23 protein-coding genes are annotated in these 26,108 nt (G+C 61.5%); 13 read left to right on the top strand and 10 right to left on the bottom strand.

The annotated features are described in order from the left end of the window. The first annotated feature begins 13 nt into the window (after positions 1-13). The 3 genes from ACHEXK_RS00805 (at position 14) to ACHEXK_RS00795 (ending at position 2,940) form a co-directional block, all read left to right on the top strand. Positions 14-940 carry a PhzF family phenazine biosynthesis protein gene (locus tag ACHEXK_RS00805; RefSeq protein WP_416547374.1) on the top strand — a complete coding sequence of 309 codons (927 nt, stop codon included), beginning with the start codon at positions 14-16 and terminating at the stop codon, positions 938-940. A gap of 49 nt (positions 941-989) precedes the next feature. Then, complete coding sequence (locus ACHEXK_RS00800) at positions 990-1,664, top strand: histidine phosphatase family protein (RefSeq protein WP_416547373.1); 675 nt, start codon at positions 990-992, stop codon at positions 1,662-1,664. Positions 1,665-1,776: 112 nt separating this feature from the next. Then, positions 1,777-2,940, top strand: coding sequence for a hypothetical protein (locus ACHEXK_RS00795; protein ID WP_416547372.1), 1,164 nt, complete (start codon positions 1,777-1,779; stop codon positions 2,938-2,940). Between the two features lie 13 nt (positions 2,941-2,953). Here the strand turns inward: ACHEXK_RS00795 and ACHEXK_RS00790 are convergent, their stop codons facing one another. Continuing rightward, a complete protein-coding gene (locus tag ACHEXK_RS00790; protein WP_416547371.1) occupies positions 2,954-3,793 on the bottom strand; it encodes a creatininase family protein in 840 nt (279 codons plus the stop codon). Positions 3,794-3,891: 98 nt separating this feature from the next. On the opposite strand from ACHEXK_RS00790, the gene ACHEXK_RS00785 reads away from it, so the two are divergent. From ACHEXK_RS00785 to priA, 4 genes are all read left to right on the top strand, one after another. After that, positions 3,892-6,237: a protein-disulfide reductase DsbD family protein gene (locus ACHEXK_RS00785; RefSeq protein ID WP_416547370.1), complete on the top strand. Its 2,346-nt coding sequence runs from the start codon at positions 3,892-3,894 to the stop codon at positions 6,235-6,237. An 84-nt stretch (positions 6,238-6,321) separates the two neighbouring features. After that, on the top strand, positions 6,322-7,434 hold the full coding sequence (hemE, locus tag ACHEXK_RS00780; protein WP_416547369.1) for a uroporphyrinogen decarboxylase: 1,113 nt from the start codon (positions 6,322-6,324) through the stop codon (positions 7,432-7,434). 87 nt (positions 7,435-7,521) lie between these two features. After that, a complete protein-coding gene (locus ACHEXK_RS00775; RefSeq protein WP_416547368.1) occupies positions 7,522-7,791 on the top strand; it encodes a hypothetical protein in 270 nt (89 codons plus the stop codon). Between the two features lie 42 nt (positions 7,792-7,833). Further along, positions 7,834-9,939, top strand: coding sequence for a replication restart helicase PriA (priA, locus tag ACHEXK_RS00770; RefSeq protein WP_416547367.1), 2,106 nt, complete (start codon positions 7,834-7,836; stop codon positions 9,937-9,939). A 24-nt stretch (positions 9,940-9,963) separates the two neighbouring features. On the opposite strand, the gene ACHEXK_RS00765 is transcribed toward priA, so the two are convergent. Further along, on the bottom strand, positions 9,964-10,932 hold the full coding sequence (locus ACHEXK_RS00765; protein WP_416547366.1) for an AEC family transporter: 969 nt from the start codon (positions 10,930-10,932) through the stop codon (positions 9,964-9,966). 191 nt (positions 10,933-11,123) lie between these two features. Here ACHEXK_RS00765 and ACHEXK_RS00760 point away from each other — a divergent pair, with 191 nt between their 5' ends. From ACHEXK_RS00760 to ACHEXK_RS00735, 6 genes are all read left to right on the top strand, one after another. Beyond that, a complete protein-coding gene (locus ACHEXK_RS00760) occupies positions 11,124-13,199 on the top strand; it encodes an ATP-dependent helicase (RefSeq protein ID WP_416547365.1) in 2,076 nt (691 codons plus the stop codon). Further along, complete coding sequence (locus ACHEXK_RS00755) at positions 13,196-13,633, top strand: hypothetical protein (RefSeq protein WP_416547364.1); 438 nt, start codon at positions 13,196-13,198, stop codon at positions 13,631-13,633. The genes ACHEXK_RS00760 and ACHEXK_RS00755 overlap by 4 nt, the downstream gene beginning before the upstream one ends. A 123-nt stretch (positions 13,634-13,756) precedes the next feature. Next, positions 13,757-14,467, top strand: a complete 711-nt coding sequence (locus ACHEXK_RS00750; protein ID WP_416547363.1) for an energy transducer TonB — start codon at positions 13,757-13,759, stop codon at positions 14,465-14,467. A gap of 67 nt (positions 14,468-14,534) precedes the next feature. Next, positions 14,535-15,341 (top strand): MotA/TolQ/ExbB proton channel family protein, encoded by an 807-nt coding sequence (locus ACHEXK_RS00745; RefSeq protein WP_416547362.1) that lies wholly within the window; start codon positions 14,535-14,537, stop codon positions 15,339-15,341. Continuing rightward, a complete protein-coding gene (locus ACHEXK_RS00740; protein WP_416547361.1) occupies positions 15,341-15,769 on the top strand; it encodes an ExbD/TolR family protein in 429 nt (142 codons plus the stop codon). Before ACHEXK_RS00745 ends, ACHEXK_RS00740 begins: the two co-directional genes overlap by 1 nt. Before the next feature lie 22 nt (positions 15,770-15,791). Then, a complete protein-coding gene (locus ACHEXK_RS00735) occupies positions 15,792-16,220 on the top strand; it encodes an ExbD/TolR family protein (protein ID WP_416547360.1) in 429 nt (142 codons plus the stop codon). A 15-nt stretch (positions 16,221-16,235) separates the two neighbouring features. Here the strand turns inward: ACHEXK_RS00735 and ACHEXK_RS00730 are convergent, their stop codons facing one another. From ACHEXK_RS00730 to ACHEXK_RS00695, 8 genes are all read right to left on the bottom strand, one after another. After that, positions 16,236-17,597 carry an MATE family efflux transporter gene (locus ACHEXK_RS00730; RefSeq protein WP_416547359.1) on the bottom strand — a complete coding sequence of 454 codons (1,362 nt, stop codon included), beginning with the start codon at positions 17,595-17,597 and terminating at the stop codon, positions 16,236-16,238. Positions 17,598-17,620: 23 nt separating this feature from the next. Further along, positions 17,621-18,757: an ABC transporter ATP-binding protein gene (locus ACHEXK_RS00725; RefSeq protein WP_416547358.1), complete on the bottom strand. Its 1,137-nt coding sequence runs from the start codon at positions 18,755-18,757 to the stop codon at positions 17,621-17,623. Positions 18,758-18,791: 34 nt separating this feature from the next. After that, positions 18,792-20,456, bottom strand: a complete 1,665-nt coding sequence (locus ACHEXK_RS00720; RefSeq protein ID WP_416547357.1) for an alpha-glucosidase family protein — start codon at positions 20,454-20,456, stop codon at positions 18,792-18,794. Between the two features lie 19 nt (positions 20,457-20,475). Further along, positions 20,476-21,312 carry a carbohydrate ABC transporter permease gene (locus ACHEXK_RS00715; RefSeq protein ID WP_416547356.1) on the bottom strand — a complete coding sequence of 279 codons (837 nt, stop codon included), beginning with the start codon at positions 21,310-21,312 and terminating at the stop codon, positions 20,476-20,478. Then, positions 21,312-22,220: a carbohydrate ABC transporter permease gene (locus ACHEXK_RS00710; protein ID WP_416547355.1), complete on the bottom strand. Its 909-nt coding sequence runs from the start codon at positions 22,218-22,220 to the stop codon at positions 21,312-21,314. Before ACHEXK_RS00710 ends, ACHEXK_RS00715 begins: the two co-directional genes overlap by 1 nt. Positions 22,221-22,294: 74 nt before the next feature. Then, positions 22,295-23,575 carry an ABC transporter substrate-binding protein gene (locus ACHEXK_RS00705; protein WP_416547354.1) on the bottom strand — a complete coding sequence of 427 codons (1,281 nt, stop codon included), beginning with the start codon at positions 23,573-23,575 and terminating at the stop codon, positions 22,295-22,297. Positions 23,576-23,719: 144 nt separating this feature from the next. After that, positions 23,720-24,739: a LacI family DNA-binding transcriptional regulator gene (locus ACHEXK_RS00700; protein WP_416547353.1), complete on the bottom strand. Its 1,020-nt coding sequence runs from the start codon at positions 24,737-24,739 to the stop codon at positions 23,720-23,722. Between the two features lie 133 nt (positions 24,740-24,872). Further along, positions 24,873-25,838 carry a carbohydrate porin gene (locus ACHEXK_RS00695; protein ID WP_416547352.1) on the bottom strand — a complete coding sequence of 322 codons (966 nt, stop codon included), beginning with the start codon at positions 25,836-25,838 and terminating at the stop codon, positions 24,873-24,875. Between the last annotated feature and the right edge of the window lie 270 nt (positions 25,839-26,108).

The following is a 26,108-nucleotide window of genomic DNA, read 5'->3' as shown; positions in this document are numbered from 1 at the left end:
TCAAAGACTCACCATGAAAACCCGCGCCTTCCAACAAGTCGACGTCTTCACCGACACCGCTTTTCTGGGCAATCCGCTGGCCGTGGTGCTGGACGGCACAGACCTGTCTGATGCGCAAATGCAGGCCTTTGCCCGTTGGACTCAGCTGAGCGAAACCACCTTTGTGCTGCCGCCCACACCCGAGGGCGCTGCGGGCGGGGCCGATTACCGGGTGCGCATCTTCACGCCCGGGGCCGAACTGCCGTTTGCCGGCCACCCGACCCTGGGCACCGCCCACGCTTGGTTGAAGGCTGGCGGCGTGCCCCGGCAAAGCGCTCAACTCGTGCAGGAATGCGGCGTGGGCTTGGTGACCTTGAAATCGGTAGACGGCCGCTGGGCTTTTGCTGCCCCGCCCTTGCAACGCCAGGCCCCAACGCCAGCCCTGCTGGACGAGGTGCTGGCGGCGCTGGGCTTGCACGCCAACGAGGTGCTGGCCGCGCAAGACTTGAACAACGGCCCGCACTGGCTGGGCATTTTGATCGACTCGGTGGACAGTCTGCTCGCGCTGGAGCCTGACCATGCGGCGCTCAAACGCCTGAACACCAAAGTGGGCGTGGCGGCCAAACGTCAAGCCAATGCGGGTGGTGGCCTGATCCGCCGCGCCAACCGCGAGGCCCGCGCCTTTGCCCCGTCCACCCGCATCGCCAATGAACCAACCGATCTGGAAGTGCGCGCCTTTGCCGCACCGGTGGGCATTGCCGAGGACCCGGTCACCGGCAGCCTGAACGCCTCGCTGGCGCAATGGCTGATGGCCGAAGGGCACATGGCCGAGCGCTACAGCGCGCGCCAAGGCACAGTGCTCGGCCGTGCGGGCCAAGTGTTCCTCTCCAAAGACGCACAAGGCCAAGTCTGGGTGGGTGGCGACGTGATCGGCTGCATCGAGGGCGCCGTCACCCTCTGATCACCCCAGCGACAGGCCCCAACGGCCGGTCTGCGCACAATCGCTGTTTATGGGAACTCTCTATTTGGTCCGCCACGGACAAGCCTCTTTTGGGGCCGATGACTACGATCAACTCAGCCCACTGGGCCGCCAACAGGCCCTGCGCTTGGGTGAGTATTTGCGGCCCCAACTGCAAGACAAACCCATCGAGGCCGTGATGATGGGCAGCTTGAAGCGCCACCGCCAAACCTGGGAAGGCATTGCCGAAGGCGCGGGCCTGACACACACCCCAGCCGTGTGGCCGGGCCTGAACGAATACGACAGCCACGCGCTGATCGAAGCCATCCACCCTGAACCGCTGGCCAAGCCCGACACGCCCGAGCTGTACCGCCACCACTTTCGCTTGCTGCGCGACGGCTTGCAAGCCTGGATGGCCGGCCGCACCCAGCCGCGTGACATGCCCAGCTATGCCGATTTTGTGGGCGGCATCGAAGCGGCGCTCACCCATGTGCGGCAACATCACACGGGCGATGTGATGCTCGTCTCGAGCGGCGGCCCGATCTCAACCGCCGTGGGCCGCGTTTTGGGCACGCCACCCGAGACCACCATCGAGCTGAACCTGCGCATCCGCAACACTGCACTGACCGAGTTCGTCTTCACCCCCAAGCGGCACATGCTGCTGACCTACAACACGCTGCCCCACTTGGACAGCAACCTGTTCAAAGACTGGGTCACCTTCGCCTGAGCCGAAGTCCGCGCCCAACTTTCTGCACCACCGAATGGTGCAGCCGCGCGTGCATGCACCACAGGTACATTCCCTAAGTAATACCCCTGAAGATTGAGGGCAAAATTCATGCATGAACAGTTCAACCGCTTGGTTGGCCCTCCGTGCATCAGAGGGGGGCATCCAATTCACCACCTCGCAAGCCAAGGATGCCGACCGGCTGAACCGCGAGTTGACGGTTTTGTTGGACCACTGGGCATTGGGCAGCGCGGTTCAAACTTTGGCCCTGCCCTTGTCAGGCGAAGAGGTCGCACTGGTCTGCACGTTGCGGTCCGACTTTCGGTGGCGTTGTATGCCGAATCACGACACCTTGGCCTTGCACCAGACACTGGGGCATACCCCACAAATGGACGAAGCTTGGGCCTTGGAGCGCGAAATCTGGGTGGCATTGCTCGGCTCCCCCCACCGCTTCCAATTTGCCAGTCTCGACTCGCTCACCTCGCACATCCGGGTGCGTCGCAACATGGCTTTGGACGCCCGCAAAACCGCATTGGCCTTCAAGACCGAAGCGGCTGAGCGGCCACAAGCCTTTTGGCAAGACGGGGGAGATGATGCAGGCTTCATCTTGCAGCCCGGTCGCTGCTTGGTCGATGCACTGACCGCGGCCACACAACCCGATGCCACGGGCAAGTTGTACGACTTTTCTTGTTACCGAGCGACCGAGTACGTGATTTTGCTGGGCATCGCGCAAGAGCTCAAATCCGAAAACCCCGAACTTCTGGCCCAGTTGCAAAGCCTGAACCAAATCCACGCGGTGCGCTCTGCCCAATTCCATGAGGTCTATCTGGTCGAGTACGGCAGCATGCAAGCGCCCTTGCCGGGGCGTTTTTATGTGCCGGGCGACCGCCTGTGGTTTCGCAACCCGGATGAGCGCTCCTCGGACGTCACCGGCTACGAAGGCTCCTGGGTCCTCTACATGGGTGGCGGCTTGTTCAGCAACTTTTGGAAGCGCGACACGCCCTACACCCTTGAGTCCAAAGCCATCGAAATCTTCCACTGGAAGGATGGCGCTTACACCGACGCCCAAGGGCAATTGCAGATGGACGAGTCGGTGGTCGAGGCTTTGGTGGCGCAAACCGAAGCCAACCCTGCAGCACGCGCACAGGTGTTGGCGCGCATGCTGCGCATGCGCGACCCCAAAGGCGTTTATGCCGAAGGCGGCTGCATCGACACCACCCGCGAATACCCCAAAAGTGTGAGCCGCGGGCACTGCGAATTGGTGCTGCCCAGTTTCTAAAGGCCGGGCTTTTTCAGCCCACCGAATCGCGCAGTGTATCGGGCGGCAAACGGTCTATTTCAGCCAACAACTGCGCCAGCGCACGGCCCGATGCGTCCAGCAAGGCTTGGCCTTTTTCGCCGGTAGCGGCCAATGCATTGCCCGCTGCGCCGTGGGGGTTGTAGTCCTGCATTTGCCAGCCCAGCTTGGCGCTTTGGCCATTGCCCAATATCTCAAACCGCTCGGCACGGTCTTGCGAGGTGGATCGGAAGTTTTGCGCCAAGTCCATGCGCACACGCTCAGGGCGCAGCGCCAGCATCATCGACGTCTCGGCATCGCCTGCGTGCACGCCAAAACGTTGTTCCTCTGCAGGGAACAGCGCGTTCACGTCTGCGCCTCGCGCATCTTTCAGGGGCAAATTGAACCAGCTCACGCTGTAGACCAGCATGCCCAACCGGGCCCGCAAATCCCGCGCCACAATGTCCATCACACTGACCTGACCGCCATGGGCGTTGAACAGCACCAGTTTTTTCACGCCACTGGCCGCCACCGACTCGCCGATGTCGGTCCACAACCGGATCACCGTCTCGGCCTTGAGCGTCAATGTGCCTGCAAAACGCGCATGCTCAGGACTCAGCCCCACTGTCTGGGTGGGTAAAAACAAAGTGGGCAAGTCGGCAGGCAAGTGCGCCAAGCAAGCCGCCACCACGCCGTTGACCAAATCGGTGTCGACCGACAAGGGCAGGTGCGGGCCATGTTGCTCGGTGGCGGCCACGGGCAGCACAGCGATGGCCCGATCAATGGCCCGACCTGGTGCCAAGGCCTGAAAATCGATGGTGGTCCAGTCGGCCCAAAAACGCGAAGGGTTTTGCATGTTCGGCATCTTAATGGAGCCCGGGCGTGTACAGTGCCTTTCGCACTGTGATGAAGATACCCTCACCCGAAGCGCTGGGGGACAGAAAGAAGGATGGCGTGAAAGTTTCCGTGTTCTCGCGTGGCTGGGCCACTGTTCAAAGCTGGGGCTTGGCCCTTGGTCTGGGCCTGTGCGCCCTTGTGTGGTCACCACAGCCCGGCCAGGCACAAACTGCCCCCCTGTTTTCGAACCAGCCCCCATCCGCCAACTCGTCGGTCACGGCAGCTTTGCTCGGCAGTGCCCCTCATGTGGTCAAAACCGAGCAGGTGCGGGCCGAATTGCTGGTGCACGCTCCCGAGGGCATTCGCGCTGGACAAACGTTTTGGTTGGGCCTGCAAATCGAGCACCAGCCGCATTGGCACACCTATTGGCAAAACCCCGGCGACTCGGGTCTGCCCACCCGGCTGCAGTGGCAGCTGCCGGTGGGCTTGCAAGCGGGTGACATCGCTTGGCCACTGCCCAAAAAGATTCCCATCGGCACCTTGGCCAACTACGGCTATGAAGGCCGTTTGCTGCTGACCGTGCCCGTGAAGGTGGGGGCGGACTTGCGCTTCCCCGACAACGGGTCACTGGTCCTGGGCATGCAAGCCGAATGGTTGGTGTGCCGCCAAGAATGCATCCCGCAAGAAGGCCGATTCTCATTGAGCCTGAGCTCTGCCGCGCCAGACAAGTCCAACGCGGATTTGTTTGAATCGGCAGCCAAGCTCAGCCCTCAGGTTCTGCCGCAACTGCAACAGGGCGGCAGTTGGTTGACGGGGGGCCAGACCAACTTGTCCGATAACGGCCAACAAATCAGTCTGCGCGTTCATGGCCTGCCCACCGCTTGGCGCGGCCAAACTTTGAGCGCTTTCCCGGTCACTGCGAACGTGGTCCACAACGCGGCCGTGCAAGGCAAAGACTGGACACAAAACTGGCAAGGCGCGGTCTGGAGCGCTCAGATACCGGTGTCTGAAGAACGTGGCGACAGCCCGAAATCGATGCGCTGGGTGATCGCAGCCGGGCCAGATTCTGCCCCCAAAGCCCCGGCATTTGACATCGAAACACCCGTACAAGGCACTTGGCCCGCGCTGGCCCAAGCGCCGCCCGCTGAGATTTCACCCGCATTGGCCAAGGCGCTGGCCGAGAACGCCCGCGCTGCACCCAAACCGACCAGCGCCAGCACCACCGCCCTGGGCCTGACGCTGGCCATTTTGGGGGCCGTGGTCGGCGGTTTCTTGCTCAACCTCATGCCCTGCGTGTTCCCGGTCTTGGCCATCAAGGTGCTGGGCTTTACCCAAGCCGACACCTCGCAGTCCGAACACCGCACCGCGGGCATGGCCTACACCGCGGGTGTGGTCTTGTCGTTCCTGCTGCTGGGCGGCCTGATGCTGGCCTTGCGGTCTGCGGGTGAGCAATTGGGCTGGGGCTTTCAATTGCAGTCGCCGCCGGTGGTGGCGGGCCTGGCCCTTTTGTTCACCCTGCTGGGCTTGAACCTGGCGGGCGTTTTCGAGTTTGGGCAGATGCTGCCCAGCAGCCTGACCACGCTGCAAAGCCGCCACCCGACGCTGAATGCCGGTTTGTCGGGCGTGCTCGCCGTGGCCGTGGCCTCACCCTGCACGGCGCCCTTCATGGGGGCATCTCTGGGTCTGGCGATTGCACTGCCGGTCTGGCAAGCGCTGTTGGTGTTCGCTGCCATGGGCGTGGGCATGGCTTTGCCCTATTTGGCAGCGAGTTGGTGGCCGGGCATCGCGCGCGCCTTGCCACGCCCCGGGGCCTGGATGCAGACCTTCCGCCAAGCCATGGCCTTCCCCATGTTCGCCACCGTCGTGTGGTTGCTCTGGGTGCTGGGTCAACAAACCGGCATCGACGGCGCCAGCGGACTGTTGGCTTGTCTGCTGACAGTGGCCGGGCTGGTGTGGGCGCTGGGCCTGAACGGCCGCTCGCGTTGGGTTTTGAGCGGTGTGGCCCTGGCGGCCTTGCTGTGGATGGGCAGCAGCTGGTTACCGTTGGCTTTGCGTGAATCGCCGGCTGAGCCGATGGCCGGTGCCAACCCTACTTTGTCCACCCCCACCACCGCGCCCTCTTGGCAGCCATGGTCTGAAGCGGCCATGCAAGCCGAGCTGGCTGCAGGCCGTGCGGTGTTTGTGGACTTCACCGCAGCCTGGTGCGTGACTTGTCAATACAACAAAAAAACCACGCTGGCCAACGCCAGCGTGCTGGCCGACTTTGCAGCCAAACAGGTGGTGCTGATGCGGGCCGACTGGACGCGGCGCGACCCCGCCATCACGCAGGCCCTCACGGCACTGGGCCGAAGCGGCGTGCCGGTCTACGCTCTTTATGCACCTGGCCGTGCGCCCCGACTCTTGTCGGAGCTGCCCAGTGTGGCTGAAGTGCAAACCGCCTTGCAGGGGCTTCACGCACCTTGACCCCTGCTCGAGCGCGCCTTGGCTCGCCCCTGATCCCCAAAGAGACATCGGAAAACCTCGGTCTGGGCCTGCCACAATAAGGGCATGAGCGCCTTCCCCCCTCTCCAAAACGACACCTTCCTGCGCGCCTGTCTGCGCCAGGCCACCGACCACACCCCCGTCTGGCTCATGCGCCAAGCTGGGCGCTACCTGCCCGAGTACTGCGCCACCCGCGCCAAGGCCGGCAGCTTCATGGGCCTGGCCACGAACGTCGACTACGCCACCGAAGTCACGCTGCAGCCGCTGGAGCGTTACCCGCTGGACGCCTCCATCCTGTTCAGCGACATCCTCACCGTGCCCGACGCCATGGGCCTGGGCCTGTCGTTTGCCCAAGGCGAAGGCCCGCGCTTTGCCAAAAACGTGCGCGACGAAGCCGCTGTGGCCGAGCTCGCTGTGCCCGACATGGCCAAGCTGCGCTACGTGTTCGACGCGGTGACCAGCATTCGCAAGGCGCTGAACGGCCGTGTGCCCCTGATCGGTTTTTCTGGCAGCCCCTGGACGCTGGCTTGCTACATGGTCGAGGGCGCAGGCTCAGACGACTACCGCCACGTCAAAACCCTGATGTACAGCCGCCCGGATTTGATGCACCGCATCCTCGAGATCAACGCCGACGCTGTCGCCCTGTACCTGAACACGCAAATCGAAGCCGGTGCCCAAGCGGCCATGATTTTTGACAGCTGGGGCGGCGTGCTGGCCGATGGCGCATTCCAGCAATTCAGCCTGGCCTACACCGCACGCGTTCTCTCGCAACTGAAGACCGAGCACAACGGCCAGCGCATCCCCAGCATCGTGTTCACCAAGGGCGGCGGCCTGTGGCTGCCCGAGATGGCGGGCCTGAACTGCGATGTGCTGGGCCTGGACTGGACCATGAACCTGGGCCGCGCCCGCGCCCAAGTGGGCGGCCAAGTGGGTGGCCCCGGCAAAGCGCTGCAAGGCAACATCGATCCGAACATCTTGTTTGCACCGCCCACGCAGATCGCGACCGAAGTGCACCGGGTGCTGGACAGCTTTGGCACGCCGCACACGGACAAAACCACCACCGGCCCCACGCACATCTTCAACCTGGGCCACGGCATCAGCCAATACACCCCGCCCGAGCATGTCACGGCGCTGGTGGAGGCGGTGCACAGCCATTCGCGGACATTGCGCCAAAAATGAGCATGGCCCCTCGGCGCCAGCACCACCGCTAGCATAGAAAAAGCGGGATTTGAAGTCTTTTTTTGCAAAATAAATGGCGTGCGGCACTTGACTTATGCACAAAAGCAAAAAGCCACTCCAGCATTGTGGGCTTGCTGCACAGCAGCAAGATACACAGCAAGCAAAAACTCTAAGTCATTGATTTTATTGATATTTTTATCTTGCACATTGGATGGGCAATTTGTTGGAAGGCTTGATTTTCAAGGCTTGCAGCGCATTCAGACCGAGTTTTCAACAAAGTTATCCACAGATTTTATGGATCGCGCTCAAAGTGCTGAAAAATCAATGACTTACATCTTGTTTCAAGAAAATGGCTGATCTTCCATCCCATCCAAATCACCGCCAAACACCGGAAAACCCGTGAGCACACACTGCTGGATCGACGTGGCCGTCCAAACCCCCGCCCACAGCCAGGTGGGGGGGTTGTTGACCTACCGCAGCCCCTGTGGGGTGCAACCGGGTTGGCTGGTGCGTGTGCCCTTTGGTTCGCGCGAAGTGCTGGGTGTGGTCTGGGCCATCCGTGACCAGGCCCCCGACAATATGCCCGAGGCCAACGTGCGCGATGTGCTGGGGGTGCTGGAAGGCTTGCCGCCCTTGGACCTGCACTGGCGGCAGTTGGTGCAGTTCTCTGCCCAGTACTACCAACGCTCCTTGGGCGAGGTGGCTTTATCGGCCTTGCCCCCGCAGCTGCGCGACCTGACATCCGAGCAACTGACGCGCCGCCTGAAAAAGCAAAACACCGAACGCGCCGTGCAGTCCACGCCCGGCCCGACCCTCTCACCAGAACAAAGTGCCGTGCTGGCGCAAATGGCCCAAGGCAAAGGCCCGTTCCTGCTGTTTGGCAGCACGGGCAGTGGCAAAACCGAGGTCTATTTGCAGGCCGTCGAACGCATGTTGGCAACAGACCCGCAAGCCCAAGCCCTTCTGATGGTGCCCGAGATCAACCTCACGCCGCAACTGGAAGAGCGCGTGCAAGCCCGCTTTGGCCGCGACACCGTGGTCTCGATGCACAGCGGCATGACCCCCGCACAACGCCTCAAAGGCTGGCTGGCCGCACACGCGGGCCACGCCCGCATCGTGCTCGGCACGCGCATGGCCATTTTCGCGTCCATGCCGAACCTTCAACTCATCGTGGTCGACGAAGAGCACGACCCCAGCTACAAGCAACAAGAAGGCGCGCGCTACTCAGCGCGAGACTTGGCGGTGTACCGTGGCCGCCTGCACAACGCCCCGGTGCTGCTGGCTTCGGCCACGCCATCGCTCGAGAGCTGGCACCACAGTCGCCCGGCCGATGCGCACGATGCCGGTGGACGCTACCAACGGCTGCTGATGCCCTCGCGCATCGGCACCGGCCTGCTGCCCAAAGTGCGCCGTGTAGACATGAACAAACAGCCGCGCCGCGCCATACTGTCCACCCAGTTGGTAGCGGCCATCCAAGAGCGGGTCCAGCGCGGTGAGCAATGCATGCTGCTGCTCAACCGGCGGGGTTATGCCCCGGTGCTGCACTGCGCCGACTGCGGCTGGAAAAGCGAATGCAAGCACTGCAGTGCCTTCCGGGTGTTCCACAAAATGGACCGCACCCTGCGCTGCCACCACTGTGGGCTCGCCGAACGCGTGCCCCGCGCCTGCCCCGAATGCGGCAACGCCGACATCGCCCCCATTGGCCGGGGCACCGAACAGCTCGAAGAGCACCTGGGCGAATTGCTGGCGCATGTGTTGCGCCCTGACGGCCATCCTGTGCGCATCGCCCGCATCGACGCCGACACCACCCGACTCAAAGGTGCCCTGGAGCGCCAGTTGGCCCAAGTCCACTCGGGCGAAGTGGATGTGCTGGTGGGCACGCAAATGATTGCCAAGGGGCATGACTTCAGGCGCATCACCTTGGTGGCCGCGGTCAACCCCGACACAGCGCTGTTTTCCAGCGACTTCAGAGCCCCTGAACGCCTGTTTGCGCTGCTCATGCAGGCGGCGGGGCGCGCTGGACGAGACGCCGCGCAAAGCGCCACCAGCGAAATGTGGGTGCAGACCTTTCATCCGCAACATGCACTGTTTGCGGCGCTCAAACAACACGACTACCCGGCCTTTGCCGCGAGCGAGTTGGCCGAGCGCACCGCCGCAGACTTGCCGCCCATCAGCCACCAGGCCTTGCTGCGCGCCGATGCCCGCAGCCAAGAAGCGGCCCAGGCCTTGCTGAATGCCGCACGCGAAACACTGGAAGCGCAACTGAGCGCCGACCCCGAAACGGCCGACTTGGTGTTGCAAGTGAGCGTCTACCCCGCCGTGCCCATGAGCATGCAGCGTGTGGCCGATGTGGAACGCGCCCAAATGCTGCTGGAGAGCCCCAACCGCATGGCCCTGCAAAAAATGCTGTGGCACCTGCACGGCGTGCTGCACCAAGTGCGCAGTCAGCCTGAACACAAAGGCGTTATCCGCTGGTTGGTGGACGTGGACCCACAGGCCATTTGATGGGCACACGCCACCCCATGGGGTTCAGGCCTTGAAAAACGCGACAGCCCCAGAAAAAGTCAGAAAAGCCGACGCGGTGGTGACCAAAATGATGCGTGCAATGCGCCCGTTATCGGCCGCCAGCCGCTCCGCCAACAGCGACACATTGCTGGCACTGGGCAAGGCCGCCACCAACACCATCACTTGCAGCGCAAAGGGCTCGATCGGCACGCCCCACTGAATCGCAGTCAAACCCACCAACAGAACCAAAACCGGGTGCAGCACCAGCTTGGCCAAGGCCATCGGCAGGTAATCCCCCATGCGCAAAGGCCCGTCAGGGCGCTCGTGCGCCAACATTTGCGAGCGGGCCAAAACCGCACCAATGGTAAACAGCGCCACGGGCGACGCCGCATCGGCCAACAAGCCCACAGTTTTGTTCACCGGACCGAGCAAGGCCAAGTCCCAAAATGAAAATGCCGCCCCCAGACTGATGGCCCAGGGCATCGGGTTGCGCAGCACCCCGGCCAGCGCCTTGCGCGCGGCCACCGCCGCACCATGCTCCCCAGCAGCATCCATGCGAGACAAAGCCACGCACAGCGAAGACGTGATCACCAAATCCACCACGATGGTCACAATGGCCGGACCCACCGCCTGCGCCCCGAGCAAAGCCACCAGCAAGGGCACGCCCATGAAGCCCGTGTTGGGGAAGGCCGCGACCAAGGCCCCCAAAGACGCATCGTTCCAACGGATGCGCGGGTTCAGGCTGATGGCCACACTGAAAGCCACCATCACCAAGGCGCAAAACAAATATGTGAAAAACACGCCGGCGTCGAGCAACTGGGCGATCGGCGTGTCGGCCCCAAAACGGAACAACATGCACGGCAAGGCGAAGAACAAGACAAAGCCGTTGAGGCCGGGAATGGCCGCCAAAGGCAATAAACCTTTGCGGGCCGCCACGTAGCCGCACAAAACCAGTGCAAAGAAGGGGAAGGTGACACGCAGGATTTCAAGCATGCCCCGATTGTCGGGGTAAACCAGTAGATCACCGGGCCCAAGACAGTCACAGTGCGGACAAGCCGCGTGGGCTAAATCCTCCCCCAATCCACATTTCGGCACTGACAGTCCGCATCCTCCGGTCTGTCGCCCGCATCGCACCCGCTATCATGAGCCGCTTTGCAGCGCACAGCCCTTTCCCAGCACTCCCCATGTCAGCCGGACTCAACAACGCCCAACTCGAAGCCGTGAACTATGTCTCCGGCCCTTGCTTGGTGCTGGCCGGGGCGGGTTCGGGCAAGACGCGGGTGATCACGCACAAGATCGGGCGGCTGATCGAAGCGGGGTTGGAGCCCAAGCGCATTGCGGCCATCACCTTCACCAACAAGGCCGCTGCGGAGATGCGCGAGCGGGCCAAGCAACTGATCGGTCGCGCCGCCAAAGATGTGACGGTCTGCACCTTCCACGCTTTGGGCGTGCGCATCATGCGCGAGGACGGCGCGGTGTTGGGTCTCAAACCCCAGTTCAGCATCATGGACGCAGACGATGTGACCAGCATCTTGAAAGACTGCGGCGGCACCACCGATGCGGCCACGGCCCGCCAGTGGCAGTGGACGATCAGCCTCTGGAAAAACATGGGGCTCAATGCCGAGCAGGCGGCGGCCCAAGCCCCTGACGACAACGCGCGGGTGATTGCCCGCATCATGGCGCTGTACCAAGAGCGGCTGACGGCCTACCAGAGCGTGGACTTTGACGACCTGATCGGCATGCCCCTGAAGCTGCTGGCCGAGTACCCCGAGGTGCGCGAGCGCTGGCAGGCCAAGATGGGCCATGTGCTGGTGGACGAATACCAAGACACCAATGCCACGCAATACGAGGTGCTCAAGCACCTGGTGGGCGAACGGGCCCGCTTCACCGCCGTGGGCGACGACGACCAATCCATTTATGGCTGGCGCGGCGCGACGCTGGACAACCTCAAACGCTTGCCGGTGGACTTTCCGAATTTGAAAGTCATCAAGCTGGAACAAAACTACCGCTCCACCAGCGCCATCTTGCGGGCCGCCAACAACGTGATTCAGCCCAACCCCAAATTGTTCCCCAAAACCCTGTTTTCTGAGTTGGGCGAGGGCGAACCGGTGCGCGTGATCGATGCGGTCAATGAAGAACACGAGGCCGACCGGGCGGTAGCCCGCATCCAGTCAATCCGAAGCGGTCATTCGCTCGAGTCCAAGCACCGCGAGTTCAAGGACTTTGCTGTTCTGTACCGCGCCAACCACATGGCCAGGCCCTTTGAACAGGCGCTGCGCCGAGCCAACATTCCCTACAAGGTGTCGGGCGGGCAGAGCTTTTTTGACAAAGCCGAGATCAAGGACCTGTGCGCCTGGTTCCGCTTGTGGATCAACAACGATGACGACCCGGCATTTTTGCGCGCCATCACCAGCCCCAAACGCGGCATTGGCCACCAGACGCTGGGCCAGCTGGGCACTTTTGCCACGCAATACAAGCTGAGTTTGTTCGAAGCGCTGTTTGCGGGCAGCCTGCCCAGCGCGGTCAACGCCCGTGCGGTCACGGGCTTGCACGAGTTTGGCCGCTACATCAACGACTTGGAGCACCGCGCGCGCCACACCCTGGGCAAAACGGACGCGCTGGCGTTTTTGCTCGAATGGCTCCAAGAAATCGGTTACGAGTCGCACCTGTACGACGGCGAAGACAACGAGAAAGTGGCCTCTGCCCGCTGGACCCACGTGCTGGAGTTTTGCGACTGGATGGCCGGGCGCTGCGGCGGCGAGATCGAGGACGCCACGGGCACCGACGCCACCGACACCAAAAACCTGCTCGAAGTGGCGCAGACCATCTCGCTGATTTCAACGCTGAGCGAGCGCGAGAAAGACCAAAACGTGGTCACGCTGTCCACCTTGCACGCCTCCAAGGGCCTGGAATGGCCACACGTCACGCTGGTGGGCGTGAACGAGGGCCTGCTGCCCTTCAAATTGGGGGACGACGACACCACAGGCGGGTCCAACCAAGAGGGCATTTTGCTGCGCCTGCAAGAAGAGCGCCGCCTGATGTATGTGGGCATCACCCGCGCCCAGCGCAGCCTGGCCGTGAGCTGGACAAAGCGCCGCAAAAAAGGCCGCGAAACCGTGGCCGCCCTGCCCAGCCGCTTCATTGCCGAAATGCGCCTGGACGAGAACACCACCCGCGAAGACCCGCGCGAGAAGCTCAGGGCCTTGCGCGCCGAATTTGCCAAGCGCGCGGCCGATGCCGCCGCGCAAGCCCCCACATGACGCCGTCTTGGCCCGTCGCTGGCTTGGGGCGCCCCGCCTTGTCCGTGTGGCTCACACTGGCGCTGTGCGCCTGTGCCCACCCACCCACGGTATCCCCCTGTCCTTCAGGGCCAGACCTGCGGACCGACATGCTGCACGGCGAGTGGCAGGTGCTGCTGGCAGGGCAGACCCTCCCCTTGAGCTTGCGTTTAGGGCCCCACCCCGAACACCAAGGCAGCCTGAAAGGCGAACTGGTGCAAGGTCAACACCTTGCTGCCGTGGTGGGCGATTGGGACGAGGGCGAATTGACCCTGGAGGAGTCGCGCGACGGCGTGCGCATCGCAGCCACTTGGCTGGGCACCCCCACACAGGGGCGTTGCGGCCGTTTGATCGAAGGGCATAGATTTGAGAAAGATCAATCGGGCCAAGCGTTTCAGCTGCAAAGACGACGCTGAGCATGGAAAAACCCCCCATGCAGCGGTGTTTCAAGCGGCAAAGGGGTGTCGCCTCACGCAAAATACAGGGCTTTGATCCTTTCACCACCTTTGACAGCGCAGCGTCTTAGACCCTCATCCGCCATGCCCCCCAACACCTATTTGCAAGCACACCCGAAGCGAAAGTGGCTGGGCTTGGCTGCGGTGGTGTTGCTGCATGTCTTGCTGTTGTGGGCCATTCAAGCGGGTTTGGCGCGCACCGCCCTTCAGAAAATGCCCAACGTGGTGCAAGCGCTTTTGCTGGAAGAAAAGAAACCCGAGCCACCGCCGCCACCGGCAGTTCCACCGCCGCCGCCCCCGAAGCCCCCCCCGAAGCCTGCCCCGCCGCCCTTGCCCACACCGCCGGCTTATGTGCCGCCTGCCGTGACACCGGCCGTGGCGCCGCCGCCCCAAGCCATTGCGGCGGTCAGTCCCACGCCAGCGCCTCAGGCCACACCCGCAGGGCCTGCGCCCGCGCCTGCAGCCGCTGCAGCAGCAGCCCCTGCAGCAGCTCCGGCAGCACCCGCCAAAGCCCCTGTGCGCACCACGGCGGGGGTCAACATTGCGCAATGCGAGAAACCCGACTACCCCTCCGCATCACGTCGCATGGAAGAAGAGGGCACGGTTGGTTTGCGCTTTTTGGTGGGGGCCGATGGCAAAGTCATGCAGTCCGAAGTGGCCAAGAGCTCGGGCTACAAACGCCTGGATGAAGCGGCTCGAGCGGGTTTGGCGAAATGCCAGTTCAAGCCCGCCACGGTCGATGGCAAGCCCGAACAGGCCTGGACCACCATCCAATACGTTTGGCGCCTGGAATGAGCACATGCCCTCCTCAAAATTGCGCCAATTCACCCCTGATTTAACGAAGCTCCAAGGAAATGCCGCCATGTTCAACACCCTGAAAAATAGCCTGCTGGGCATCCTGGTTTGCGCCAGCCTTTTGTTCGCAGGTCACAGCAGGGCTGCGCCCGAGGCGCCAGCAGCCTCAAGCCCGCTGAGCAGCGCCAGCCTGGCACCGGCCCCAACCGCCCAACCTGAAGTCAACCCCTACGGCTTGGGCGCGCTGTGGGCACAAGGCGATGCTGTGGCCAAAGGCACGCTGCTGATTTTGGTGCTCATGAGCATGGGCAGCTGGTATGTCATCTTCACCAAGTTCACCGCCCAGTCCAAGTTGCACCGATTTGCCCAAACAGCACAGGCCAACTTCTGGTCTGCGGGTTCGGTGCGCCAAGCGGCCGACGCCTTGGAGGCCGACAGCCCGTTTCGTTTCATTGCGGAAAAAGGTCTGGAAGGCGCGGCCAAACACGAAGGCCTGCTGGGCAATGTGGACTTCAACACCTGGGTGACCATGAGCATCCAACGGGCCATGGGCACGGTGCAAAGTCGCCAGCAAGACGGCTTGGCGGTATTGGCCACCGTGGGCTCCACCGCACCCTTTGTGGGCTTGTTTGGCACCGTGTGGGGCATCTACCATGCATTGGTCAAAATTGGCATGTCAGGCCAAGCCAGCATCGACAAAGTGGCCGGCCCGGTGGGCGAAGCGCTCATCATGACCGCCATCGGCTTGGCTGTGGCCGTGCCTGCGGTGCTGGGCTACAACTGGCTGGTGCGACGCAACAAAGCGGTCATGGAAGAAGTCAACGCCTTTGGTGCCGACTTGCACGCCGTGCTGCTGGCTTCGGCACCCAAATAATGGCCATGAACCTGGGCCCCACGCTGGGCACGCAAGACGATGACGAGGTCATCGGCACCATCAACACCACGCCCCTGGTGGACGTGATGCTGGTGTTGCTCATCATTTTCTTGATCACCATCCCGGTGGTCACCACGTCCATCAAGGTGGACTTGCCCAAAGAACAGAACGTGGTGCGCGAGGCCAAGCCCGAGACCGTCGTCATTTCGGTGAACCGGGCCGGTCAGATTTACCTGTACGACACCCCGATGCAGTCCAACCAAGACCTGCAAACGCGGCTTCAAAAGTTCGCGGCCATGAAGCCTCAGCCCGATGTGCAGATCCGGGGTGATGCGCAGAGCGCTTTCGAATCGGTGGGGCGCGTCATGTATGCCGTGCAACGTGCCGGCATCACCCAGGTCGGTTTCATCACCGACCCGGCCCCCTAACGCACCGACAAAGGACAGCCCCATGGCCATGAACTTGGGTACCGGCAGCCGCGACGAATCCGAGGTGATGATGGACATCAACACCACGCCGTTGATCGACGTGATGTTGGTGCTGATCATCATGCTGATCATCACCATCCCGGCGCAACTGCACGCGGTCAATCTCGACATGCCTGCAGCCAGCAGCGCACCGCCAAAGACCGAACCCGTGGTGGTTCGACTGGACATTGAGTCCGACAACAGCCTGCGCTGGAATGGCCAGCCCCTGGCCGATCGCGCCGCACTGGAGACCCGGCTCAGCCAAGCGTCTGCCTTGCAACCTCAGCCGGAGCTGCACATCCGCTCACACGCCAAGGCCAAGTACGAGGCGGTGGCCACCGTGCTGGCCAGTGCCCAGCGCCTGGGTCTGACGAAACTGGGCATCGTCGGCACCGAGCGGTTTGCCAACTGATCCAGCGCACGTGCATCAAGGACTGTGAGGCGCTGGGCTGTTGCGCATGGCGCGCACTGTTCGGCTGGCGTGCGTCAACCAGCCCCTGCGGTGCCAGCGCCACCACATCAGGTAGCCGCGCAAACATTCGTCGAGCACATACGCCACCCAAATGCCGTTGAGCCCCCACCAGCGGCCCAGCAACCAAGAGCCCAGCCCCAAGATGACAACGATGGAGGCAGCGCTGGCCAAGACGGGATAGTGCACGTCGCCGGTGGCACGCAGGGCGCCAATGACGACGAGGTTGAACACCCGCCCCAGCTCCAAGGCCACCGACAAGCACAACAGGGTTTGGGCCGCCTGCACAATGGCCGGGTCTTGGGTGAAGCCACGCAATAACCAGGGCGCGGCCAGCACGGCGATCAGCACGCCGGCGCCCGAGGCCAACATGCCATTGCGCACGCCTTTGCGCACCAAGTCATCCGCGGCACGAAAGCGCCGGGCCCCCACCAAACGCCCCACCATGATCTCGCAGGCCCAGCCAATGGCCATGCTGATGAGCAAGACATATTTGAGGATTTGCAGCGTGTAAGAGTGGGTGGCCAAGGCCGCCACGCCCAAGCCTGCGGTGGTGGCCAAAGACACCATGAAGGCCAAACGGTAGATCAGCTCCAGCGCCGCGCCGGGCAAGCCGATGCGCAGCACAGGGCCGAGCACCCGCATGGGCAAGGCCCACCAGTGGTGCGCCTGGGGGCTCAGCCCCATGCGGCGGCGCCAAAAGCCCAGGTGCAGGGCCAGGCCCAAGGCGCGGCTGAGGAAGAAGGCTGCGGCATAACCGTAGAGGCCCCAACCGGCCCAGTCGCCCCCACCGCGCATGAACAGAACGGCCAGCAACAGGTGCGTGCCGTGCATGGCCACCATGATCCACAGCGATTCGCGTGCGAACAGGTGCGCACGCAAGACCGCGGCCATGCTGATGTTGTAGGCCTCCAGCAGCATGGCCGGAGCCAAGAGCATCATGAAGGTGGTGGCCAGGGGCACGATCTCGGCTGGCGCGTTCAGCCAATGCAGCGTCAAGCCACTGCCCCCAGCCAGCCACAACGCGGCCAGCAAGCCTGCCCATGTGCTGCTGGCCAAGGCCATGTAAGCGGTTTGCTGCGCCTCGGCCAAGCGGCCGCTGCCCAAGGATTGGGTGACCACGATGCCCAAGCCGATGGCCAAGACCCGAAACACCACAAACAAGGTTTCCAGCACCTGTTGGGTCAGACCAAAGGTGCCGGCGGCGGCGTCGGAGGTGTGCGAGGCCAAGTAAAGCCCCACCATGGCCACGCTCATGCCGAGCAGAAATTCACCCAAAATGGGCGCGGCAATGGGATTGAGGCGGGCGCGAGGAGCCATGGCGATGCGCCGGGTGGCCCCGTTCAGGCGGGCAGTTCGGGGGTCCGGCGGCAGGCGTCGCCGTGTTCGTCAAAGATGTGCAGGGCCTCAGGGGGGCAAAGCATGTGCACCGTGCTGCCCACGGCTTGGGCGGTGGTGCCCTCGACTTTGAGGGTCAGCAGCGGGGTTGTGGCGTTGACGGAAACATAGAGCAGCGAAGCGTCACCGAGTTTTTCGATGTGCGCGACTTGGCCGCTGAGCACGTTGGCGCCAGGCCCTGGTGCCAGGCGCATGTCTTCGGGGCGCACACCCACGCTGATGGCCGCACCGGCTTGCAAGGCCTGGGTGTCCACAGCGGCATGAAAGTGCGCACCGAGCACTTGCGCTTGGCTGATGGTGGCGCTGACAGCGCTGAGTTGAGCGCTCAAGATGTTCATCTTGGGCGAGCCGATGAACTCGGCCACGAACAAGCTGGCAGGGCGGTGGTAGAGCGTCAGGGGGGAGCCGACCTGCGCAATCGAGCCTTTGCTTTGCACTTCAGCGCCTGAGCGCAACAACACGATTTTGTCGGCCAAGGTCATGGCTTCGACTTGGTCGTGCGTCACATAAATCATGCTGGCCGTGCCGATGTCATGGTGCAACTTGGCAATTTCCAGACGGGTCTGCACACGCAGCGCAGCGTCCAGGTTGGACAGCGGCTCATCGAACAAAAACACGCGCGGCTCTTTGACGATGGCGCGGCCAATGGCCACGCGCTGGCGCTGACCACCCGAGAGGGCTTTGGGCAAGCGATCCAGCAAGGGCGTGAGCTGCAAAATGTCGGCCGCGGCGCGCACTTTTTTGTCGATCTCGGCAGCGTTGGAGCCCAAGACCTTCAAGCCAAACGCCATGTTCTCGCGCACGGTCATGTGCGGGTACAGCGCGTAGCTTTGGAACACCATGGCCACACCGCGGCGTGCGGGCGCCAAGTCGTTCACGCGCTCTCCGCCAATGAGCAAGTCACCGTCGCTGATGTCTTCCAGGCCGGCGACCATGCGCAACAAAGTGGACTTGCCGCAACCGGAAGGGCCCACAAAAACACAAAACTCACCGTCTTCGATGACGAGGTCGGCATGGTTGATGGTCAGGGGCGCTGTGGCGCTGTAGCGTTTGCTGACTTGGCGAAATTCAATTTTGGACATGGCAGGCCTAGGGGACGTGTCGGTGGGATGGGTTTCAGTGGCCGTTGGCTGGGCGCAGGAAAGCGCAACCCCAAGGCTCGAAGCGCAGGCACTGGGCCTGGACCTGCACGCCGTGCGTACCGCTCTCGGTCAGGGTGCGGGCTTGCACCCATTGGGCGGGTAATTGGAGCTCGGCGGCCTCAGCACTGAAGTTGTAGACACACAAAACACGCTGACCCTTGTGTTCGCGCTCAAAGGCCAGGATGTGGTCGTGCACAGCCCACAACTGCATACCGCCGTGGATGAGTGCAGGCTGCTGCTTGCGCCAAGCGATGATCTGCTTGAAGTAGCTCAGCAGACTTTCGGGGCCACCTTGCTGGTCCACGGCCAAAGCGGTGTGACGCGCGTCAAGCGGCAGCCAAGTTGTGGGGGCACTGGAAAAACCGGCATGCGGCGCTGCGGCTTGCCAAGGCATGGGGGTACGGCAGCCATCGCGGCCTTTGAACTCGGGCCACATGGTGATGCCATAAGGATCTTGCAAATCTTCAAAGGCCACTTGGGATTCGGGCAATCCCAGTTCCTCCCCTTGGTAAAGACACACCGTGCCGCGCAAACCCATTTGGAAGGCTGCGGCCAAGCGCAGAAAACGTGGGTCAGCTTGCTCACCGCCCCAGCGCGTGGCCGAGCGCACGCAGTCGTGGTTGGACAATGCCCAGCAAGGCCAGCCGTCGCCCACCACTTGGTTGAAGCGCTGCAGCACACCGTGCAAGAACGGGGCGCTGTGGGCTTCACCTAAGAAGTCAAAACAGTACGCCATGTGCAAACGGCGCTGGCCTTGCGGTCCGCTGCGGGTGTATTCGGCCACACGCGCCAAACCATCGTCGTCCCCGATCTCGCCGACCATGGTGGTGTCAGGGTACTGGTCGAGCAAGTCCCGCAATGTTTCCAAAAAAGGCAGGTTTTCGGGCCGGCTTTTGTCATACACGTGGGCTTGCCAGGCGTAGGGATTGAAGGGGTTGACCGCCGGGTCGGGGTTGTCGCGGCTGGGCGCGCCTTTGCCCGGGTTGTCGCGCAGCAGGGCGTCATGGAAGTAGAAGTTGGCGGTGTCCAAACGGTAACCATCCACGCCCATGTCGAGCCAAAATTTCACCGTTTGCAGCAGCGCGGCTTGCACCTCGGGGTGGTGGAAGTTCAGATCGGGTTGGCTGCTTAAAAAATTGTGCAAGTAGTACTGGCAGCGGCGCGTGTCCCATTGCCAAGCGCTGCCCCCAAAGATGGACAACCAGTTGTTGGGGGGCGTGCCGTCCGCGCGCGCGTCGGCCCAGACAAACCAGTCGGCCTTGGGGTTGTCGCGGCTGGCGCGGCTTTCCACGAACCATGGGTGTTGGTCGCTGGCGTGCGAGAGCACTTGGTCAATCATGACTTTCAGGCCCAGGTCGTGGGCGCGCTGGAGCAAGGCCTTGAAGTCGGCGATGGTGCCGAACATGGGGTCCACGTCACAGTAATCGCTCACGTCGTAGCCGAAGTCTTTCATCGGGCTTTTGAAGAAGGGCGAGAGCCAGATGCCGTCCGCGCCGAGTTCGGCCACGTGGCCCAGCCGCTCGGTGATGCCGGGCAGGTCACCGATGCCGTCGCCGTTGCTGTCTTGAAAGCTGCGGGGGTAAATTTGGTAAATGACGCCACCGCGCCACCAGCCGTTGTTGGGTGCTTTTTGAATCATGGTTGTGTGCAAGAAAGGGTTAGCCTTTGACCGCGCCGGCCGTCAAGCCCGAGACGATCTTCTTTTGGAACGCCAGCACCAAGGCCAGCAAGGGCAGCGTCACCAAGACCGACGCGGCCATGATGTTCCCCCAAGGAATTTCATATTTGCTGGCACCCGAAATCAGCGAAATCGAGACCGGCACGGTGCGCTCGTTGTTGTCCAGCACGAAAGTCAGCGCAAACAAAAACTCGTTCCAGGCGGCAATGAAGGCCAACAAGCCCGTGGACACCAAAGCGGGCCACAAGAGTGGCATGAACACGTCTTTGATGATGCGAAAGGGACTGCAGCCGTCCATGATGGCGGCCTCTTCCAGCTCTTTGGGCAGCTGCTTCATGAAGGTGGTGAGCACCCAAACCGTGAAGGGCAGCGTGAAGATCATGTAGGGCAGCACCAATCCCAAGGCCTTGTTGTACAGGCCCAAGAAACGGATCAGCTCGAACATGCCCGCGAGCACGGCCACCTGCGGGAACATGGACACCCCCAAGATGGCGGTGAGCAAGAGTCCGCGTCCTTTGAACGAGATGCGTCCCAGCGCATATGCCGCCGAGACGCCCAATGCCAAAGAGATGACCACCACCAGCACCGACACCATCACCGAGTTGACGATGTGGCGCCCAAAGGGTTGTTCAGCCAACGTGAACAGTGAGAGGTAGTTGCGCCATGAGACGCTGCTGGGCAGCAAGCTGCTGTCAAACAGCGCTGGGCCGGTTTTGAACGAAGTCGCCAAGGCATAGAAAAAGGGAAACACCGAGACCAGGACCAACAAGGTGGCCCCGGCATAGAGCGCGATGCGCCCAAGCAAAGGGGTTTTCATCAGTCGTCTCCCAACTTCATGCGGCTGGCTTTGATGGCCAAAACGGTACACAGGCCGATGATGAGGAACAGCGCGGTCGAAGCGGCCGAACCGTAACCCATGTACCCGTTGTCGATCATTTCTCGGCGCACAAAGCCGGACATGGAAATGGTGCTGTTGTTGTTGGAGGTCAGCACATAGATCAGGTCAAACACCCGCAAGGCGTCGAGCAGGCGGAAGATCACCGCCACCATCAAGGCCGGCTGGATGAGCGGCAAGGTCACTTTCCAGAACACGCGCAGCGGGTGCACGCCATCGACTTGCGCGGCCTCATAACAGTCTTTGGGCAGGGTTTGCAGGGCCGCCAGAATCAACAGGGCCATGAAAGGCGTGGTTTTCCACACATCCACAGCCACCACCGTCCACAGGGCGTATTCGGCTTGGGCGGTCCAGGCGATTTTTTCGGCGATCCAGCCCCAGTCAAACAGCCACTGGTTGACCACCCCAAATTGATCGTGCAGCATCCATCCCCACATCTTGGCGGAGACGATGGTGGGAATGGCCCAAGGCACCAAAACAGCGGTGCGCACCAGCGTGCGGCCCTTGAATTCTTGGTTGAGCAACATCGCTACAGCCAAGCCAAACAGGGTCTCCAAGCTCACGGAGACGATCGAAAACTTCAAGGTATTGAGAATGGAAATGCCCCATTCGCTGGCGAAAAACCCATCGCTGTGGTTGGGGTTGGCGAACAGGCCAAACTCCCCCCAATAATTCGCCAAACCAACGAATTGGGTGGCGTCAAGGTTGTTGATGTTGGCGTCGGTGAAGCTGAACCAAATGGTTCGACCCAAAGGCCAAACAGCCACCAGCAACAGCACCACCAACATGGGGGCCAAGAACAGCCAGGCTGTGCGCGTCTTGTTGTTCATGAGGTTCCAACAGATCGAGAACAAAAAGGTCCGGGTGCGGTGCACCCGGACCTTGGCGGGTTGTCAGTCGCCAGTTACCACTGGTTGCGCTTGACTTGCTTGAGTTTGCCTTCCAAGCGCTTCAGGCTGTCTTCAGCGGTGGCTTTGCCCGACAAAACATCGTGTGTCGCGTTCCAGAAAGCCGAGCTCACCTCGGGGTACTTCAGGCCCGTGGCCGTGGCCGGACGCGGCACTGCGCTGGTGAAAACATTGAACAAGTCACCGAAGAAGGGGTTGGCAGCCAACACATCCTTGTCTTTGTACAAAGCGGCGATGGTGGGGTTGTACGAGCCTTTGATGGCGCGCTCTTTTTGCACTTCGGGGCTGGTCATGTACATGACCAAAGACGCGGCCGCTTCAGGGTTTTTGGAATATTTGGAGACCGCCAATTGCCAACCGCCCAGTGTTGCGGCATTTTGCCCATCGGCGCCACCCTTGGGCAGCGCGGCCACGCCAATCTTGCCTTTGATCTTGGAGTCAGCGCCATTGCCCAGCGACCAGGCGTAGGGCCAGTTGCGCATGAAGGCGGCATTGCCATTCTGGAACACACCACGGGCTTCTTCTTCGGCGTAGTTCAGCACACCTTGAGGTGCGATGGTGCCAATCCATGAAGCGGCGGTTTTCAGGGCCTTCACGGCGTTGGGGTTGTTGACGGTGATGTTGCCTTGGTCGTCCACGATGTTGCCGCCTTTGTAGCTGTGGATCCATTCCACGGCATCACAGGTCAGCCCTTCGTAGGCTTTGGCCTGGAAGACAAAACCCTGGAAATCCTTGTTCCCCGCTGCGCGCTCGCCGTCTTGGATTTTCTTGGCCGTGGCTGACAGCTCTTCCCAGGTGGCAGGGGCTTTGGCGCTGTATTTTTCAACCAAGTCTTTGCGGTAAAACATCAAGCCCGCATCGGTGAACCAAGGCATGGCCAGCAATTTGCCGTCGGCGCTGTTGTTGGCCACGATGGCGGGAAAGTGGGCTTTCTCAGCGCCTTTGCTGTAGGGCTTGAGGTCCAGCAAGTGGTCCTTGATCACCCCAGGCCACACCACGTCCACGTTGATCACGTCCAGATCCGTCGATTTGGCTGCGAACATCTGACGGAACAGCGCCAGGATGTCGGTGGTGCTGTTGGGGATGGTGAACAGCTTGACCTCATGGCCCGTTTTTTGTGCCCATTCGGCGGTGTGCTTTTTGCAGAATTCAAAGTCCTGGCCGACGGAGCCGCAAGAAATGGTGATGGTGGCCGCTTGGGCCGATGCGGCCAGCAAGGGGGCTGCGACGAAGGCACCGGCCCATTTCAAAGCCCTGCGTTGTGAGTTGGATGTCATCTGATTGCCTCTCTGTTGTGAGTCTTGGTTAGCCGCCCCCGATGCCGGTTTGCCGGTGAGCGAATTGGTATTTCACCACCCGTGCAATCGATTGCATTAGCGGGTTTTCCCTTAAATCACGGCATTTGAATCCGGTACGTAACCTCAACGGGTGCTGTCACGCACCTGGAGTTCTGTGGGCAAAATCACCGAGCGCGTGGGCAAGCCCGCTTGTGATTCATGCAGCAAATTCACCAAGGCCTGCCCAGCCAACAAGGTGGGCTGGCGAATCGAGGTCAGACTGGGGAACACATGGCCTGCCATCTCGATGTCGTCGTAACCGACCACTTTGACATCGCGCGGCACATCGATGCCGCGTGCATTGAGCGCACTGATCACGGCGATGGCCGCCACATCACTGGTGGCAAAAACGGCATCAAATGACAAGCCTTGCGACAACCACGCTTGCACCACCTTCAACAGCATGGGTTCATTGAACAAAACGCCTTGGCGCAAGCGCACATCCGGTTCGACCCCCGCTTCGCGGTGCGCCCGCAAATAACCTGCATAGCGCTGCCCGGCTTCGGGGTGCTCAATGTCCCCCAAAAAGGCAATGCGACGGCAGCCGCGCGACAACAGATGTGAGGCCGCGAGATAGCCACCTTGTTCGTTGTCACCGCCGACGACCGGATAGGCTGCATCTGGCAGTGCAGCCCCCCACACGGCAAAACGCAACCCATCATGGAACAATTTGTTCAAGTGTTGGTGCCACGTCAATTGCCCAATCACCACCAAGCCGGCCACTTGACCACTGCTGACCAGGGTTTGCATCTGCGACTTTCGCTCATCGTTGAGTCGGGTCAGTAAGACGCTGTAGCCCTGCTCGTCCAGTGCATCGGCCACGCTGCCAAACAAACTCAGAATGAAGGGGTCCGATATCGCCTGCATGCTGTCGGCCAGCAGCACCACCCCCACCGTCTGCACCGAGCGCTTGCGCAAATTGGCAGCCCCGACGTTCACCTGGTAGTTGAGAGAACGGGCCAATTCGATAATGCGCTCGCGTGTGGCCTCCGGAATCAAGGCACTGCCACTCAAGGCACGGGACACCGTAGAGGAAGAAACACCCGCCATGCGGGCGATGTCGGCCATTTGCGTGCGGCGCGGAGCGAGATCGGTTTTACTCATGCGTCGGATTATTTCATGGGCACGCGCTGGGCTCGTCAGCCTGGGTGACGGTGCGCGTCCAGTAAAAAAAACCGCCCAAGACCTGACGGTCCGGGGCGGTGTGAGTGAAACTTTGAAGAAACGAATGGTCAGATCAGAATGCGTAGTTCAAACGCACTTTGAAAGCGCTCAGGTTCTCAACGCCTGTGGCTTTGGACGAGCTGATGGCGGGCGTGATGCTCGCACCTTTCACACCCATCAAGGGAAAGCTGTAGGCAGCGTAGTAGGTCGTGGCCTTGTTGGCACCGGTTTTGTCCTGGACCATGCCCAGACCAGCCGCGCCGATGACCGCGTTCAAGCCTACCGAAGTAGCGTTTAAGTCGCTGTTCTTACTGTAGTTCACATTCAATCCAACACCTTGGCCCAGACTGTATCCCCCAGACACGCCAAAACCCGTGCTGCTTGATGCGGCAATAGGATTTGTATCGCGAGTCCAGACATTATTGACAAAACTATCGGTATTTTGATCGTATGCATCCTGCTTGATGGACTCCATACCCGCGCGCAACGTCAGCTGACCAGCAGTGTAGACCACGGTTGGACGAACACCATATGATTTGCCTGACTTCTCAGTCACCAAGCCCAGCTCTACACGCAGACCGGGTGCGGCGTTCAGACCGGCCACAGCATGCAACTGACCGTCGCCCTTGCGGCCACGCAAGGCGTTGGCACGGTAGCCATAGCCACTTGCAGCCGCCTCCACCACCACATCCTTACCCAATGGGAACAAGTCCGCGGCTTCTTGGCGGCCAATCTTCAAATCGGCTGCACTGTTGCCAAACTGGATCCAAGCATCGTCCACGCCCACTTTATCGGTGCTGCTGGTAGGGATGATCAAGCTGGCCTTGGCGTTGACAAAGTTGTCGCCCGATTTGACCAATTCGGCTTTGGCATTGAGCTCAATGCGGCCGCCATTGGCGGTGTCGCGTTTGGTCGTGCCCTGTTTGCCTTTGAACGTGGTGTCGTTTTCAATGTTGGCGTCAAAAGTCACGCCAGCATGGGCTGCACCTGCAGCGAGCAAAGCGGCCGCAAGGGCGGCCAGACGAAATTGTGATTGCATGTGTATCTCCAGAAGAGGTTGTTTTCAATAAATCAATCAGCCCGCCAAAGGGTGACTGCGTGGCGGTGCCGACCCACGGATTAAACGTTTCATGCAATCGATTACATTCAATGGAAAACCCTAATTATCGAAACGAAACAGGTACAAAACAAAAAATTTCAGCAAGAAAACAACAAAACATGCAACCGATTGCATTTTCACTTCGAAGCGCATATGGGCACAGCGCTTGGAAAGCGCTGGCAGCCCATCCAACAAGGGCGCAGGCGAAAA

The organism is Limnohabitans sp. DCL3 (assembly GCF_048019295.1).
In the GTDB taxonomy this organism is placed as follows: Bacteria; Pseudomonadota; Gammaproteobacteria; order Burkholderiales; family Burkholderiaceae_C; genus Limnohabitans_A.
The sequence above is the reverse complement of the archived record's forward strand: the minus strand, read 5'-3'. Positions and strand labels throughout refer to the sequence as shown.

What these genes read in the sequence shown, in the direction of transcription:
- ACHEXK_RS00805 (WP_416547374.1), top strand. Translation starts at nt 14, where the DNA reads ATGAAAACCCGCGCCTTCCAACAAGTCGACGTCTTCACCGACACCGCT.
- ACHEXK_RS00800 (WP_416547373.1), top strand. Translation starts at nt 990, where the DNA reads ATGGGAACTCTCTATTTGGTCCGCCACGGACAAGCCTCTTTTGGGGCC.
- ACHEXK_RS00795 (WP_416547372.1), top strand. Translation starts at nt 1,777, where the DNA reads ATGAACAGTTCAACCGCTTGGTTGGCCCTCCGTGCATCAGAGGGGGGC.
- ACHEXK_RS00790 (WP_416547371.1), bottom strand. Translation starts at nt 3,793, where the DNA reads ATGCAAAACCCTTCGCGTTTTTGGGCCGACTGGACCACCATCGATTTT.
- hemE (WP_416547369.1), top strand. Translation starts at nt 6,322, where the DNA reads ATGAGCGCCTTCCCCCCTCTCCAAAACGACACCTTCCTGCGCGCCTGT.
- ACHEXK_RS00765 (WP_416547366.1), bottom strand. Translation starts at nt 10,932, where the DNA reads ATGCTTGAAATCCTGCGTGTCACCTTCCCCTTCTTTGCACTGGTTTTG.
- ACHEXK_RS00760 (WP_416547365.1), top strand. Translation starts at nt 11,124, where the DNA reads ATGTCAGCCGGACTCAACAACGCCCAACTCGAAGCCGTGAACTATGTC.
- ACHEXK_RS00755 (WP_416547364.1), top strand. Translation starts at nt 13,196, where the DNA reads ATGACGCCGTCTTGGCCCGTCGCTGGCTTGGGGCGCCCCGCCTTGTCC.
- ACHEXK_RS00750 (WP_416547363.1), top strand. Translation starts at nt 13,757, where the DNA reads ATGCCCCCCAACACCTATTTGCAAGCACACCCGAAGCGAAAGTGGCTG.
- ACHEXK_RS00745 (WP_416547362.1), top strand. Translation starts at nt 14,535, where the DNA reads ATGTTCAACACCCTGAAAAATAGCCTGCTGGGCATCCTGGTTTGCGCC.
- ACHEXK_RS00740 (WP_416547361.1), top strand. Translation starts at nt 15,341, where the DNA reads ATGGCCATGAACCTGGGCCCCACGCTGGGCACGCAAGACGATGACGAG.
- ACHEXK_RS00735 (WP_416547360.1), top strand. Translation starts at nt 15,792, where the DNA reads ATGGCCATGAACTTGGGTACCGGCAGCCGCGACGAATCCGAGGTGATG.
- ACHEXK_RS00730 (WP_416547359.1), bottom strand. Translation starts at nt 17,597, where the DNA reads ATGGCTCCTCGCGCCCGCCTCAATCCCATTGCCGCGCCCATTTTGGGT.
- ACHEXK_RS00725 (WP_416547358.1), bottom strand. Translation starts at nt 18,757, where the DNA reads ATGTCCAAAATTGAATTTCGCCAAGTCAGCAAACGCTACAGCGCCACA.
- ACHEXK_RS00720 (WP_416547357.1), bottom strand. Translation starts at nt 20,456, where the DNA reads ATGATTCAAAAAGCACCCAACAACGGCTGGTGGCGCGGTGGCGTCATT.
- ACHEXK_RS00715 (WP_416547356.1), bottom strand. Translation starts at nt 21,312, where the DNA reads ATGAAAACCCCTTTGCTTGGGCGCATCGCGCTCTATGCCGGGGCCACC.
- ACHEXK_RS00710 (WP_416547355.1), bottom strand. Translation starts at nt 22,220, where the DNA reads ATGAACAACAAGACGCGCACAGCCTGGCTGTTCTTGGCCCCCATGTTG.
- ACHEXK_RS00705 (WP_416547354.1), bottom strand. Translation starts at nt 23,575, where the DNA reads ATGACATCCAACTCACAACGCAGGGCTTTGAAATGGGCCGGTGCCTTC.
- ACHEXK_RS00700 (WP_416547353.1), bottom strand. Translation starts at nt 24,739, where the DNA reads ATGAGTAAAACCGATCTCGCTCCGCGCCGCACGCAAATGGCCGACATC.
- ACHEXK_RS00695 (WP_416547352.1), bottom strand. Translation starts at nt 25,838, where the DNA reads ATGCAATCACAATTTCGTCTGGCCGCCCTTGCGGCCGCTTTGCTCGCT.